Here is a 14,355-nt window from a genome sequence, read left to right as displayed (position 1 = left end):
CAGACTGCCGGTGCCGGTCTCACGCCCAGGTGACCGGCAGTCACGGGGAGTCGCGATGGATCAGCTTGCCGAGCGTTACCGCGCCAACCACGCACGACTCGTAGCCGCCCGGGACCGCCTTCAGGCCGCGGTCGATGCAGGCACCGCGACCGACGACGAACGACGGCGGCTGGACACTGTTCTTGAACTTCTGACTCCGGTCACCGTCACGGCGGTGGATGCCGACGGCAAGGTCGTCGAGGTCCAGCGACCACGTCAGTTCCTCGAGGTGGATCCCGACGGCCAGGGCCGGGCGGTGGAGGTGCACGGCGAGCTCGACCGGGCGCGGAACGTCGCGGTCCTGGTCCCTGGGATGGGCAACAGCCTGGACACGTTCCGCGGGCAGTCCGACCGCGGCGACCTGATCCGGGAGGAGTCGGGACCGGGCACCGCCATGGTGGTGTGGCTCGATTACGACTCGCCGCAGGGGTTGCCGGCGGCAGCGAGCAAGCAGGCGGCGCTGGACGGCGGGCCGCGGCTGGCGACCTTCCTGACCGACCTCGATCACCTGAAGGCGCCCGACGCGAAGACCACGCTGATCGGTCACTCCTACGGCACCGACGTGGTCGGGCAGGCGCTGCTGAACGGTGGCCGGGCGGACCGGGTCGTTCTGACCGGATCGCCCGGAATCACGAAGTACATCGACGAGGCGGCCGATTTCGTACCGACCCCGACCCGCCCGTACGTCGAACGCGCGCCGGGGGACTATGTCGCGTACAGCGAGTGGCACGGCCCGGATCCGGCCACCTTCCCGGACGCGATCAGGATGGCGACCAACGATCCACTGGCCAACGACGAGGCGGTCTCGGTGCACTGGCACAACGAGTACTACCGGCCCAACAGCGAGGCCCTGCGCAACATCGGCCGGGTGGTCCGGGGCGACCTGGCCGCGATCACGACGACGAACACCAGTCGGTCGGCCGAGACCAAATTGGTGCTCGGCGCATCGTGGGGTGGCGCCCTGAACGCGGTCGCGGGCGCCGCGTCGAAGGTGTACGACGGGGTTGTGTCGCTCACCAAGCCGTCGCAGGACTCCGCCCGGGCCGCCGCGTCGCAAACCTCCGCCCAAGGCGTCACGTCACGCTCCCGGCAGCAGGAAGGGCCGCGCCGATGACCGCCGGACGGGAGTTCCTCCGGAACGAGCTGCTTGCGGTTGCGGCTGCCGTCGTACCGGATCAGCGACCGGTGGTCACGCACGACCCGGGGCCGGTGAATCCGGGCGTTCTGTTCGACGGTCGTGGTCCGGCGACCGTCTTCAGGATCACCGTCGAGACCGGCGACCCGCGGGCCCCGGACCCGGCCGCTGCGGTCGACGCCGCGGCGGAAGCGTTCCGGGCCCGAGGGTGGACGGCCGAGGTCGCGCCCGAGGAGAGCGGTCACTACCGCGTGATCGCCGCCCGCGACGGGTTCGACGTCGCGGTACACGCCTGGTCGACGGACTGGCGGATCACGTTCACCGGGGAGACCCCGGTCGCGCCGTGACGCATCACGCCGTGACTCGGCGAGCCGTCAGGTTGTGGCGGCTCGTTCGGCGGCGCTGCGGAGTACGCAGAACTCGTTGCCTTCCGGGTCGTGCATGGTGACCCAGCCGGTGCCGTCGGGTTCGCGGTGGTCGTGGGCGATGGTGGCGCCGAGGGTGAGTAGCCACTCGACCTCGGCGTCGCGTGGGCCGTCCGGTTCGAGGTCGAGGTGGACGCGGTTCTTGGCGGCCTTCTCGTCGTTGTTCCGTTCGAACAGCAGCGTCAGCTTGTCCGTCACCACCGCCGCGTAGGGATCCTCGGGGTGGTCGTCGTCGGGACGCGGTGCCTTGAGCACCTGCAGCCAGAAGCCGGCCAGCTCGTAGGGGTCATGGGCGTCGAAGGTCACGGTCCGCACGCGCGAAGTCATGCGCCGAAGACTACTTCCGGAACGCGAGGCGGTCAGGCGGAATTTCGCCGTCCACGTACGGCGTGAAGCCGGCCGTGACCGCGATCTCGGTGAGGCCTTCGGGAAGCCAGCGATGGACGTACAGATCCATCGGCAGATCGCCGTACCCGGAAGTCTTGTGCGTGCTCTCGGTGCCGACGTGGAAGCCGAGCAAGAGGATCCCGCCGGGCGCGAGGACGCGGTGGAACTCGGCGAACGCCTGGGGTACGACGTCGCGCGGCAGGTGGATGATCGACCACCAGGACAGGACGCCGCCGAGCTCACCGTCGGGGAGGTCCAGCCCGGTCATCGACCCGACCCGGAAATCCAGCTCGGGATGATCCCGCCGGGCGACCGCGATCATCCCGGGGGACAGGTCGATCCCGGTCACCTGCACACCGCGCGCGGCCAGCAGCGCCGTCGTCCGGCCGGGCCCGCACCCGACATCGATGACCGGACGACCATCGGCGAGCTTGGCCAGCAGGTCGAAGCCCTCAGGCTCCCAGTCCGCGCCGTCCTGCACGATCTCGGCGTACGAGGTCGCGACGGTGTCGTACGAAGTGCGGATCCCGGCGAGATGATCTGTCATGGCGCGACCTTAGAAGGCCGCGCCGACAGAAATCAGGCCTTGCCGAGGGACTGCTTCTGCTTGCCCAGGCCCTGGATCTCGAGCTCCATCGTGTCGCCGGGTGCCAGGTACGGGAAGCGGCCGGACAGCGCGACGCCCTCCGGGGTGCCGGTGTTCAGGATGTCGCCGGGGCTCAGGACCATGTACTGCGAGAGGTCGCGGATCAGCGCCGCCACGGAGAACACCATGTCCCGGGTGTTCGAGTCCTGCCGCGCCTCGCCGTTCACCCAGGACTTCAGGGCCAGGTTGTCGGGGTCGACCTCGTCGGCCGGCACCAGCGCCGGGCCGAGCGGGTTGAACGTCTCGCAGCACTTGCCCTTGGACCACTGCCCACCGGACTGCTCGATCTGGAAGGCGCGCTCGGACACGTCGTTCGAGACCGCGTAACCGGCGATGCAGGCCAGGGCCTCCTCGTCGGTCTCGACGTACCGGGCCTGCTTGCCGATGATGACGGCGAGCTCGACCTCCCAGTCGGTCTTGGTCGAGCCGCGCGGGACGAGCACCTCGTCGTCCGGCCCGACGACGGTGTTCGGGTGCTTGAAGAACACGATCGGCTGCTTCGGCGGCTCGGATCCGGACTCGGCCGCGTGGGCGGCGTAGTTCATCCCGATGCAGACCACCGCGCCCGGCCGGGCGATCGGGGCACCGACCCGCAGTCCGGCGACGTCGGCCGCCGGGAGTTCGCCGGCGTCGAGTGCGGCGCGCGTACGGGCGATGCCGTCGGAGGCGAGGAAGTCGCCGTCGATGTCGGCGGTGAGCGGGCTCAGGTCGTGAACGGTGCCGTCGGCGGCGCGCACGTACGGGCGCTCCTCACCGACCGCGCCGAGGCGCAGCAGTTCCACAGAAATCTCCCTGATGACGGTTCTGGTCCTGGGTGGCGGTCTAGTCCTGGTCGAAGATCGGGCGCAGCCGGGCCCGGGAGGCCTCGATGTGCGCCCGCATCGCCGCGGCCGCGTCCTCCGGATCGCCCTTGCGGACCGCGGTCACGATCGTCTTGTGCTCCCGCAACGCCTTCGTCGCGATGCCGCCACCGTAGTACAGCCGGAACAGGTGCAGGTGGCAGTGTGTCCGCGCAAAGGACAGCCGGGCCGTCTCGTTGCCGGACAGCTCCAGCACCAGGTCGTGGAAGCGCTGGTCGTGCGCCGCCATCGCCCGGTAGCTCTCGTACGCCGGCCGGTCGGGTACGTCGGTGTAGCTCAGCATCTCGGCCTTGAGCCGGGACAGGTCCTCGGCGCCCGCCCGCTCGGCGGCGCGCCCGGCACCCCACGGCTCGACGTGCAACCGGTACTCGAACAGGTCCTCGAACTCGGCCCGGGTCAGCCGGGAGGACACCCGGTACCCGCGCAGGGGCTCCTTGATCACGAGGCCGTCGGATTCGAGCCGGGCCAGCGACTCCCGGATCGGGGTCTGGGAGATGCCCAGCTCACGGGTCAGGGCGTCGATGTTCAGCCGGGTGCCCGGCTCGACCACGCTGTCCATGATCAGGCCCTTGACCGTCTCGTAGACGTCGTCGCTCAGCACCTGTCGCTGGGGCAGGCGCGCGAGCTGCCCCGCCAGACCCACATGCGCATCCGTCACAGTTGCTCCTCCCGAAGCCCTATTCTGCCCGACTCGCATCGTTACCTGGACGAGTCTTGACGCGTCCAGTGTGAGACGGCAGCATCAGGTTGGCAATATCCTATAGGATCTGGAGCCGCCCCGTGACCGTGTCACCCCGCCGGACCCCGCTTGCGGCGAGTACGGCGATCATCCACGCCGAGGCCTACCTGGTCGACCTGGAGGTCGAGACGGTCCGGACGGACGCGGTCCAGTCGTTCCTCAAGCAGGAGACGATCTTCGTGTCGCTGGAGACCGCGGACGGGCTGACCGGCCTCGGGTACTCCTACACGATCGGTACTGGCGGCACCGCCGTACTGGCTCTGCTGCGGGACCACCTGCTGCCCCGGCTGGCCGGTGCGGACGCCCGGAACGTCGAGGCGCTGTGGTCGGACCTGTTCTGGTCGACGCATGCGACCACGGTTGGTGCGATCACCTCGCTCGCGCTGGCGGCAGTGGACACGGCCTTGTGGGACCTCCGCTGCTTGCGCGCCGGTGAGCCGTTGTGGCGGCTGGCCGGTGGGTATCGGCAGCAGGTCCCGCTGTACGACACCGAGGGCGGCTGGTTGCATCTGACAACGGATGAGCTCGTCGCGGGCGCGCTCGCCTCGCAGAAGGCCGGCTGGCCCGGAGTGAAGCTCAAGGTGGGCAAACCGCGGGCGCACGAGGATCTGGAGCGCTTGCAGGCGGTCCGGGACGCCGTGGGGCCGTCGCTGGACATCATGGTCGACGCGAACCAGTCGATGACCTATCCCGAGGCTCGGCGGCGGGCCGCGGCCTTCGAGGCGGTGGATCTGTCGTGGTTCGAGGAGCCGCTGCCGGCCGATGACGTGACCGGGCACGGCAGGTTGGCGGCGTCGACGTCGATCCCGATCGCCGTGGGGGAGTCGCTGTACTCGGTCTCCCAGTTCCGGGAGTACGTCGCCTCCGGTGGCGCCGGGATCGTCCAGGTGGACGTGGCCCGGGTCGGCGGGATCTCGCCCTGGCTGAAGGTCGCGCACCTGGCCGAGACGTTCAACCTCGAGGTGTGTCCGCACTTCCTGATGGAACTGCATGTCAGCCTGACGGCCGCCGTACCCAATGGGCGGTACGTCGAGCACATCCCGCAACTGCGGGCGATCACGTCGTCGGAGATGGCAATCGTGGACGGGCACGCGGTGGCACCGGACACGCCCGGGCTCGGGATCGACTGGAACCAGGACGCGATCGATGACCGGAGGGTTGGATGAACGGCATGAGCAGAGTCGACGCCCACCACCACATCTGGGACCTGACGATCCGCGAGCAGTCCTGGATGGTCGGGCCGGAGCTGGATCCGATCCGGCGCAACTTCTCCATCGACGACCTGGCTCCGCTGGCCGCGGCAGCGGCCGTCACCGCAACCGTGCTGGTCCAGACCGTCGGCCTGGTCGACGAGACCGTCGAGTTCCTGGAGGTTGCTGCTAGCAACGACCTGGTGGCCGGCGTGGTCGGCTGGGTCGACTTGACCGCGGACGACGTCGCCGAGGCGCTGGACGGTCTGCGCTCACGGCCGGATGGCACCTACCTCAAGGCCATCCGCCACCAGGTCCACGACGAGCCGGACGTCGACTGGCTTCTGCGTCCCGACGTACAACGCGGTCTCGCGGCGGTCGCCGACGCCGGCCTGGCCTACGACCTCCTCACCAAGACCCCCCACCTTCCGGCCGCGATCCAGACTGTCCGCAACCTCCCACAACTGACGTTCGTCGTCGACCACATCTCCAAGCCGGTGATCGGCGAGCCCTTGGAGCCGTGGGCCGGCCATCTCCGCGAGCTGGCCGCCCTCCCCAACGTCACCTGCAAACTCTCCGGCATGGTCACCGAAGCCCCCTGGTCCACCTGGAAACCCGCAGACCTCCAGCCTTATGCAGACACGGTCCTCGACGCCTTCGGCCCCGACCGAGTCATGTTCGGCTCCGACTGGCCGGTCTGCCTCCTGGCCGCGACCTACGCCGACGTCACCGAAACCGCCGAGACCCTGACCACCGCCCTGACCCCCACTGAACGCCAGTCCGTCTTCGCCACCACCGCCACCCACACCTACAACCTCTAGCTGTACTAACGCTTGACAAGCGCCGCGCCGGTCGGGGAGATTGGCCGAACGGCGCCGACCGGTCGCCGAGCCGTGGAACATCTGCCCCAGTCGGAGTTCCGTCGGTGAAGGGGAAGAGCCCTCTCGGTCGTCGATGTCAGCAGGCCATCTCTCAACACCGCGTCGCTGGGGGGCGAGGGTGTCATGAGGAGGCTTGTCATGACCAGGGACGGCAACTTCAAGAAGGTTGTCCGGCGTCACGCCGAAGAGACGGGGCAGCGCTACACCGAAGCGCTGACCGATCTAGAGGGTCTCAGTACCCGCATGCATCACGAGCCCGTTGCCGAGCGGCTGCTCGCCCACCTTCGGGATCACTACGGCATCGACCCGGTCGCGGCGACGAAGGTCAGTGTCCACAAGACCTACGTCTTCCGCATCGATCGGAATGACGGCGAACCATGGATCGCGCGTGCGTTCCCTCCGGCCCGGCCGAGGGCCGGCGTCGAGGGCGACGCCGCGATCCTGCGATTCCTGGAGCGGCACGACTTCCCCGGTGAGCGACTGGCGGTCGACGACGCGGTGTCCGACTTCGATGGCAGCGCGGTCCTCGTGACCCGGTTCATCGAAGGCACCCCGCTTCCTGATGGTGCCGAGAAGTTCGCCATCATGGGCGAGTTGCTCGGACGGCTGCACGCGCTGCCGCTCGACGAGTCCGTCAGCCGCCCCGGTGGGGCCAGTGGTGAGGATCCCAGCCGTGAGGGCAGGCCGCGTCAGGACCTGCTGGCCGCATTGGCGTTTCTCGACGCGGTGGACACGAAGGTCGCGGCGGCCGATCGCAAGCGATTCGAGCAGCTCCGCGACCAGGTGCGCTCGGCCGACGACGGTCAGGGTCTTCCCGAGGGCCTGCTCCACGGCAACCTCCTGCACGCCCCCGATCACGCGATCGTGAGCGCGCAAGGACCGATGGCGATCAACTGGAAGGCGTCTGGACGCGGACCGCGCCTCGCCGACTTCGCGTACCTGATCTGGGGCACCGGGAACTGGTCTCCTTCGAGACACACCAACGAAGAGTGGATCGACGCGGCCGTCAACGCCTACCGCCGGCACGTCGAGCCGACCGACGACGAACTCGACCGGCTCGAGGCGATGATGTACATCCGGCCGCTCTACCTCGTTGGCTTCAGTTACCGGCGTGCACTCGCCAACGGCGTGCCGTTCGACGAGTGGGCCTTCATCGAACCACCGGAGTACTTCAGCTCCACTGCTGCCGCGACCAGAGCCGCGTTCCGCAGATAGACGGCGTCCGCGGCGATGGTGGGAAAGCTGAAGGTTCTCGGCGCGTCCGAGCACAACCTGCTCGACGTCGACGTCACATTCGGTCCCGGAGTGACCGCCGTCGTCGGTGTGTCCGGCTCGGGGAAGTCGTCGCTGGCGTTCGACGTCGTCTACGCCGAGGCACGGCGCCGGTTTACCGAGTCGTTCGCCCTCGGACGTCGAGGGGCACGCGTTCCGGCCGCACAGGTACGCAGCATCGAGGGCTTGGGACCAGCGGTCGCGATTGCCCAGAACGTGCTCAACAACAACCCGGCTTCGACGGTGGCGACGTCGGTTGGCTTGCACCCGTTCCTGCGCATTCTGTACGCGCGATTCGCGGATGTCACCTGTCCGCGGTGCGAGGTGCCGGTCCGGTCGGTGTCGCGCGAAGAGCGGCTCGCGATCGCCTTGGACATGCTCGCGACCGCCGGCAGCCTGGACGTAGAGGTCGCCGTGGTGCGCGGGCTTCGCCGGAGCCACGCGCGTCTCCTCGCCGGCCTGCGCGGCCAGTTCGACGCGGTCACGATCGACGGCCGACCGTGGGCTGCAACCACGTCGAGCCGCGTGCCGCGGCTTGACCCGGCGGTGCCGCACGATGTCGTCGTACGCGTCGCCACGCTCCAAACGGGAGCGTCCGCGGCGGACGTTCGCGCCACCCTCGAGCGTGCTGACGCGTTGGGCTCGCCGGAGGTTCGTCTCGGCGGCACGCCGGTGCTGCGTACGCCCGTCTGCCCGAGCTGCTCGGAGTGGGTCCGGCCGCTGGAGCCGATGGCGTTTCGAGACCCGGCGGTGGACACCTCGTCGCATCGCATCGCCGGCGTGACCTTGCCCGAGTTGCTGGCTTGCTCGGTGAGCGAGGTTCTCGAGTTCGTCGAGCAACTTCCGGTCGGCCCCCGCGCGGCACGCATCGAGGACGAGCTGTTGCGGCGACTGCGGCCGATGGTCACGTTGGGGCTCGGCCACGTCACCCTCGACCGGTCGATGCCAACGCTGTCGCGCGGAGAGGCGCAACGGACCCGGCTCGCGGTCGTGCTCGGGGGCAGGCTCGAAGACCTGCTGCATGTCCTCGACGAGCCGACCATCGGGCTGCACCACACCGATCTCCAACGACTGCTGGATGCCATCGCATCGCTTGCCGGTCCCGTACTCATGGTCGAACACGACCGGGCCGCGATCGCGATGGCAGACGACGTCGTCGAGATCGGCCCGGCCGGAGGCCGTGGCGGCGGCGAACTCGTCTTTCAAGGAACCCCCGCCGCGCTGTGGCGCGCCGACACCGCATCGGGCCGCGGCTTCTCGGTGCCAACCAGTGTCCGGCGCGCCCCCCGCGCGATCGGTGATCAGCGGATCGGCATCAGCGGCGCCGGCTTGCGCAACCTTCGCGGGGTCGACTGCGAGATTCCGCTCGGAGCGCTCACCGTCATCACGGGTCCGTCCGGAGCCGGCAAGACCACCCTCGCTCGTGACGTGTTGCTCGAGTCGATCCGAGCGCATGCGCCAGTCGGCTGCGCGACGTTCGAGGCGCCCACCGTGCGCGCGATCGCTGTCGACCAGAAGCCGCTGGGCAACAACCCGCGGTCGAATCCCGCGACATACACGAAGGTCTTCGATCGCATCCGCGAGGTGTTCGCGAACGAGACCGGGCGGTCCGCGTCGGAGTTCACGTTCAACCGGGCCGAAGGGGCCTGTCCCGAGTGCGAGGGGATGGGTTCGGTCGCAATCAGCCTGAGCTACCTCGCGCCCGTGTGGGTCCCGTGCGAGACCTGCGAGGGCCGGCGCTACCGGCCCGAGGTCCTCGAAGCAACGTGGTCGGAACTCTCGATCGCCGACGTGCTGGCGTTGAGCGTCGACGAGGCCCACGCCTTGTTCGCCGAGCACCGGTCGGTGACGCGCATCCTGGAGACCTTGCAGGAGATCGGGCTCGGCTACGTGACGTTGGGCCAGCCGTCGCCGAGCCTGTCCGGCGGTGAAGCACAACGGGTTCGCCTCGCCCGCGAGGTGACCAAGGCCAAGACGGGCGACCTCGTGCTGCTCGACGAGCCCACCACCGGCCTCCACCCCGCTGACCTCGGCCGGCTGCTCACTGTGCTCGACAAGCTGACGGCCAACGGCTGCACTGTGGTTGTCGTCGAACACCACGCCGACGTGATCGCCTCCGCCGACTGGCGCGTCGATCTCGGCCCGGGCGGTGGCCCTGATGGCGGACGCCTGCAGCACTGCGGCCCACCCGTCGCCGAGAGACAACCAAGGGTGAGGCCCCGCGCGAAGCCACGCGCCGGCCGACGCTCGAGCGACGCGATCCGCGTGCGCGGGGCCCGCGCCCACAATCTGCAGGGCGTGGATGTCGACTTCGCGAAGGGCCGGTACACCGTCGTGACGGGGGTGTCGGGGTCCGGCAAGTCGTCGCTGGTCCGCGATGTCGTCGCGGCCGAAGCAACGCGGCGGTTACTCGAGTGCCTGTCGGTGTACGAACGCCAATCGGTGCGCGAGGGACCCGAAGCCCCGCTCGACTCGCTGACCGGGCTGGGGCCGACGATCGGCATCGACGCCTCCGGCATGATTTTCGACTCGAGGGGACCCGGCTTCCATGTCTGGGATGCCGCCCGAGCGACCGTCGGCCGGTCGAGCGACCTCGACCGTCTGATCGCGCTGGTCATGGCGCGCGCCGGTGTGCGCACGTGCCTCGTGTGCGGCGGCGACGACGTTCGCCGAGATTCGCTGAGGCCCGATTCCGCGTGGACCTGCAGCGGTTGCGACACAAGGGCGGCGCCGATCGAACCGCGCCACCTCGTGGGATCGCCGGCATCCAGCTGTCCCCAATGCGTGGGACTCGGCGTTGAGCGGCAGTACGACTGGGACAAGGTGATCGTGCGGCCCGACGCACCACTCGCCCGCTGCTTCGGCAGGGGCCTGGCGTGGTTCTGTCCTGAAGTCGTCGGCAGCAACGAGGTGTTGCGTGCCCTCGGTACGCGCTACCGGTTCGACCCGAGCACCAAGCCGTGGTCCGAGCTGACAGACGAAGCGCGCCACGCGGTCTTGTACGGCGACTCGTCCTGGGTCGGGCTGAACGACTGGGCTCAGCACGACCTGGGCGGCAAGGAGACGAATGCGTTCCCGTGTCGGGAGTGCGACGGCAAACGGCTGCGTGCTCCCTACTTGGCGATTCGTCTTGACGGTCGCGACCGTCAAGACTTGTTCTCGGCGTCGTTCGCCGAGCTCGAAGACGTACTGGTATCGATGGACGAGCCGGACGACGAACACGCGGCGCACGCCCGCACAGTTGCGTTGCGTCGCCTCGGATTCCTGGGCTCTGTCGGGCTCGGCTACCTCCAGCTGGACCGGACGACCTGGACGTTGTCCGCGGGCGAGGCCCAGCGGATCAAGCTGGCGTCGGTGGTCGGCGGTGGCCTCATCGGCATGACCGTTCTGCTCGACGAGCCATCCCGCGGCCTGCATCCCGCAGAAGTGGGTGCGCTCGCTCAGACCCTGGCCGAGTTGCGCGACGCCGGCAACACCGTCATCGCCGTCGAACACGATCCGACGCTCATCCGCGCCGCCGACGACGTCATCGAGATCGGCCCTGGGCCCGGGCGAGCGGGCGGCCGCATCATCGATCTCGACAGTGCGGAGTCGGTCACCCGGGCAGTGCGCGACGGACACAACTCGATCCCTCGCCGCGACTGCCGCGAGCCAACAGAGTGGATGCACGTCACCGGCGCGCGGGAGAACAACCTGCGCGGCCTCGACGTGCGCATCCCGCTCGGCGTGCAGGTCGGCGTGTGCGGTGTGTCGGGTTCGGGCAAGTCCTCACTCGTCGTCGACACGATCGCCCTGGGCCTGGTGCGGCCGAAAACCGACATCCCCCACCGCGGTGTGGTCCGCGTGGAGCCCGGCATTCACGACGCCATCTCCGGCGCGCCGGAACGCACCGTCGTGGTCGATCAATCGCGTGCCGAGATCACCTCGCCGGGCGTCTTCCTCGGGCTGATTGACGGCGTCCGACAGGCATTCGCCGCAAGCGAAGCGGCCATCGAGCAGGGCATCACGATCAAGGACCTCGCCTACCGCTGCGATGCGTGCCGTGGCAAAGGTACCTGGCAGGAGGACATGTCGTTCCTCCCGTCGGTGACCCAGACCTGCGAGGCGTGCGGCGGCTCCGGCTATCGCCGCGAGGTCGCTGCCCTCGTCGAGCGGGGCCGAAGCCTCGCCGATATCGAAACCCTCACCATCGGCGAACTCGTCGAGGAGTGGGGCGATATCGACCGGGTGCGCCGCGTTGGCGATGCCGCCATAGCGCTCGGCCTCGGCTACCTGATCGTCCGCCAGCCCGGTTGGAGTCTGTCGGGAGGCGAAGCCCAGCGGCTCAAGCTCGCCAAGGAACTCGCCCGGTCCACGAAGGCCGGCACCCTGTACGTACTCGATGAGCCCACCGTCGGTCTGCAGGTCACCGATGTCGGGGTGCTCGCCCGCGCCCTCGACACGATCGTCGACGCCGGCAACACCGTGCTCGTCGTCGAGCACGACCCGATGTTGCTCGCCACCTGTGACTGGCTCATCGAACTCGGTCCGGGTGCAGGACCCCAAGGCGGCAAGACCGTCTTCGAAGGCCCACCGGAACAACTCGCCAAGGCCGACACCGCAACTGCGCCCTTCCTGCTCGAGGTCCTCACGTGAACACGCTGCTGCTCGGAGACCCGTCCCCGTCGCTGCAATGGCGCGCGGCGGTCGAGCTCGAGGGAATCACCGAGGACGATGACGACGTACGGGCGTCGCGCGCCGAGATCCGCGAGAGCGCCGCGGTCCGGTCGCTCCTCGCCCGGCTTGAAGCCGCACGGAACCGGCCCAAAGCCGCCGGCTACCTGCTCTGCCAACTCGCGTACCTCGGATACCAGGGTCCCGAGATGCCCGCTGCGGTCGACGCCATCTTCGCCCACCAGCAACCAGACGGCGCGTGGCCACTGTGGCTCGACGGCGACAGCGACCGTAAGCCCACACGGAAAGCGCAGCCGCCACCACCAGCCGACGGCGCGCGGTTCATCACCGTGCAGACGGTCGTGCCCTTGCGGGGCATCGCCGCCGCGGGCTTTGCCACCGACCCTCGCGCGGAACGCGCCTACGAGTGGCTCCTCCGCGAACGCCTCCCGGACGGCTCCTGGCCGTCGGGACCCAAAGCCGACCTCGGCGGTCCCGGACGCCCATCGCCGGCGGAGAAGGACTACCGGCGACTGACCCGAGGCGCTGGATGCCGCTCGGCGACAACCGGCGCCGCCGCCTGCTTCGCCCTGCACCCCGAACGGAGACGATCGGACGCCGCTCGCATCGGCGTCGACCATCTCCTCGCGCGCGAGACGCGAGACGAATCGACCCTCGGGTGGGAAGTCTCCCGCCTGGTCGGGCTCGAACGGGCCATGGGACGGGTCACCTTCTACGTCACCTTCGACCCCGCCTTCCTCCTCGACCTGGCCTCCCGATGCGGCGTCTCCGCTGACGACCGCCGCGTACGCGACCTCGTCACCTGGCTCGAGACCCTTCGAGGCCCCTACGGTCTCTGGGAACATCACGCCCACCCGCAGCTCTCCCGATGGCTCACCTTCGACCTCGAATGCAGCCTCCGCCGACTGGCCGACGGCGACTGGGTCGGCAACGAGGAACCGGTCGGCCTCACCCCCTACAAACGTGGCCGCCCCCGCTACTGAGCGGAGGGGGCGAACTCGACGCGGACGCCTAGGAGGCGGATGGGGCGGCGGAGTTCGAATTTGGTGAGGAGGGCCAGGGCGGTGGTGGCTATGACTTCTGGGTCTTGGGTTACTTCGGGGAGTTTGCGGCTCTTGATGGGGGTGTAGAAGGAGATGAAGCGGACCTTGACCCAGACGCGTTGGATGCTGCGGCCCTCGGCGACCACGTCGCGGGTGACCTCGACGGCGATGCGGCGGAGTTGCTCCTCGACGTCGGCTCGTTCGACGAGGTCTTCGGGGAAGGTCTCCTCGCGGCTGCGGGATATCGGCTCGCGGGGTACGTCGGTCACTTCGGTGTCGCCGAGTCCGCGGCCGAGAGCGGCGTACCAGGCTCCCATCTTCGGGCCGAAGCGTTTGCGGAGGGCGTCGACGTCGGCGGCGGAGAGGTCGGCGACGGTAAAGACACCTAGTTCGTTGAGGTTTCGCTCCATCCGGCTGCCGATGCCCCAGAGTTCGCGTACCGGCCGGTGGTCCATCACCTCGCGCCAGTTCGCGCCGGTCAGCCGGTAGACGCCGTCGAACTCGCGATGGCCGTCCTTTGTACTGGCGTGTTCGAAGGGTGCAGCGTGCGACCGCGGTTGCTTGGCGAAGGTGGTCGCCAGCTTGGCGCGGGTCTTGTTGTCGCCGATGCCCACCGAACAGGTGAGCGTCGTCCGGGCCTGTACGGCGGCGCGTAGGTCAGCGGCCAGCTGTTCCGGATCGTCGGTCTCGGCGCCGACGAAGCACTCGTCCCATCCCCACACCTCGACCACCACCGGGAACGAGCGCAGCGTGTCCATCACCTCGGTCGACGCCGCTTCGTAGGCCGCGGGATCGGACGGCAGGAAGACCGCCTGCGGACACTTCTTATACGCCGCTCGCACCGGCATCCCTGAGTGCACGCCGTACTCGCGCGCCTCGTACGACGCGGTCGCGACCACCTGCCGCGGTTGCGTGGGATCGCCCGAGCCGCCGACCACTACCGGCAACCCGCGTAGTTCCGGCCGCCGCCGGATCTCCACAGCCGCGATGAACTGATCCATGTCCACATGCAGGATCCACCAGCTCATCAACACCCCCTGGGCTCGACAACCCAGCGTAGCCAG

Annotated in this window: 12 protein-coding genes; 7 read left to right on the top strand and 5 right to left on the bottom strand. The window is 69.1% G+C overall.

Annotated elements, in window-relative coordinates:
- Positions 1–55: 55 nt before the first annotated feature.
- Positions 56–1,153, top strand: coding sequence for an alpha/beta hydrolase (locus ACZ3HV_RS25050; RefSeq protein WP_465687394.1), 1,098 nt, complete (start codon positions 56–58; stop codon positions 1,151–1,153).
- Positions 1,150–1,521, top strand: a complete 372-nt coding sequence (locus ACZ3HV_RS25045; RefSeq protein WP_465687393.1) for a hypothetical protein — start codon at positions 1,150–1,152, stop codon at positions 1,519–1,521. The genes ACZ3HV_RS25050 and ACZ3HV_RS25045 overlap by 4 nt, the downstream gene beginning before the upstream one ends.
- A 27-nt stretch (positions 1,522–1,548) precedes the next feature.
- Here the strand turns inward: ACZ3HV_RS25045 and ACZ3HV_RS25040 are convergent, their stop codons facing one another.
- The 4 genes from ACZ3HV_RS25040 to ACZ3HV_RS25025 are packed head-to-tail and all read right to left on the bottom strand — an operon-like array spanning position 1,549 to position 4,150.
- Entirely contained in the window at positions 1,549–1,926 is a 378-nt protein-coding gene (locus ACZ3HV_RS25040) for a VOC family protein (protein WP_465687392.1), read from the bottom strand.
- Between the two features lie 10 nt (positions 1,927–1,936).
- Complete coding sequence (locus tag ACZ3HV_RS25035; RefSeq protein WP_465687391.1) at positions 1,937–2,533, bottom strand: class I SAM-dependent methyltransferase; 597 nt, start codon at positions 2,531–2,533, stop codon at positions 1,937–1,939.
- Between the two features lie 32 nt (positions 2,534–2,565).
- Positions 2,566–3,414 (bottom strand): fumarylacetoacetate hydrolase family protein, encoded by an 849-nt coding sequence (locus ACZ3HV_RS25030; RefSeq protein ID WP_465687390.1) that lies wholly within the window; start codon positions 3,412–3,414, stop codon positions 2,566–2,568.
- 40 nt (positions 3,415–3,454) lie between these two features.
- A complete protein-coding gene (locus tag ACZ3HV_RS25025) occupies positions 3,455–4,150 on the bottom strand; it encodes a GntR family transcriptional regulator (protein WP_360361238.1) in 696 nt (231 codons plus the stop codon).
- A gap of 122 nt (positions 4,151–4,272) precedes the next feature.
- Between ACZ3HV_RS25025 and ACZ3HV_RS25020 the strand changes: the two genes are divergently transcribed.
- The 5 genes from ACZ3HV_RS25020 (at position 4,273) to ACZ3HV_RS25000 (ending at position 13,231) form a co-directional block, all read left to right on the top strand.
- A complete protein-coding gene (locus ACZ3HV_RS25020) occupies positions 4,273–5,397 on the top strand; it encodes a mandelate racemase/muconate lactonizing enzyme family protein (RefSeq protein WP_465687389.1) in 1,125 nt (374 codons plus the stop codon).
- Between the two features lie 5 nt (positions 5,398–5,402).
- Entirely contained in the window at positions 5,403–6,242 is an 840-nt protein-coding gene (locus ACZ3HV_RS25015) for an amidohydrolase family protein (RefSeq protein ID WP_465687388.1), read from the top strand.
- 198 nt (positions 6,243–6,440) lie between these two features.
- Entirely contained in the window at positions 6,441–7,517 is a 1,077-nt protein-coding gene (locus ACZ3HV_RS25010) for a phosphotransferase enzyme family protein (RefSeq protein ID WP_465687387.1), read from the top strand.
- Positions 7,518–7,532: 15 nt separating this feature from the next.
- The gene (locus ACZ3HV_RS25005; RefSeq protein WP_465687386.1) at positions 7,533–12,209 is read left to right on the top strand and encodes an ATP-binding cassette domain-containing protein; all 4,677 of its coding nucleotides are present in this window, start codon (positions 7,533–7,535) and stop codon (positions 12,207–12,209) included.
- Positions 12,206–13,231: a hypothetical protein gene (locus tag ACZ3HV_RS25000; RefSeq protein ID WP_465687385.1), complete on the top strand. Its 1,026-nt coding sequence runs from the start codon at positions 12,206–12,208 to the stop codon at positions 13,229–13,231. The genes ACZ3HV_RS25005 and ACZ3HV_RS25000 overlap by 4 nt, the downstream gene beginning before the upstream one ends.
- On the opposite strand, the gene ACZ3HV_RS24995 is transcribed toward ACZ3HV_RS25000, so the two are convergent.
- On the bottom strand, positions 13,225–14,319 hold the full coding sequence (locus ACZ3HV_RS24995) for a DNA polymerase IV (RefSeq protein WP_465687384.1): 1,095 nt from the start codon (positions 14,317–14,319) through the stop codon (positions 13,225–13,227). The genes ACZ3HV_RS25000 and ACZ3HV_RS24995 overlap by 7 nt on opposite strands.
- Positions 14,320–14,355: the final 36 nt, after the last annotated feature.

Source organism: Kribbella sp. NPDC020701, from assembly GCF_055562215.1.
This window is presented reverse-complemented; position numbering and strand designations above follow the sequence as displayed.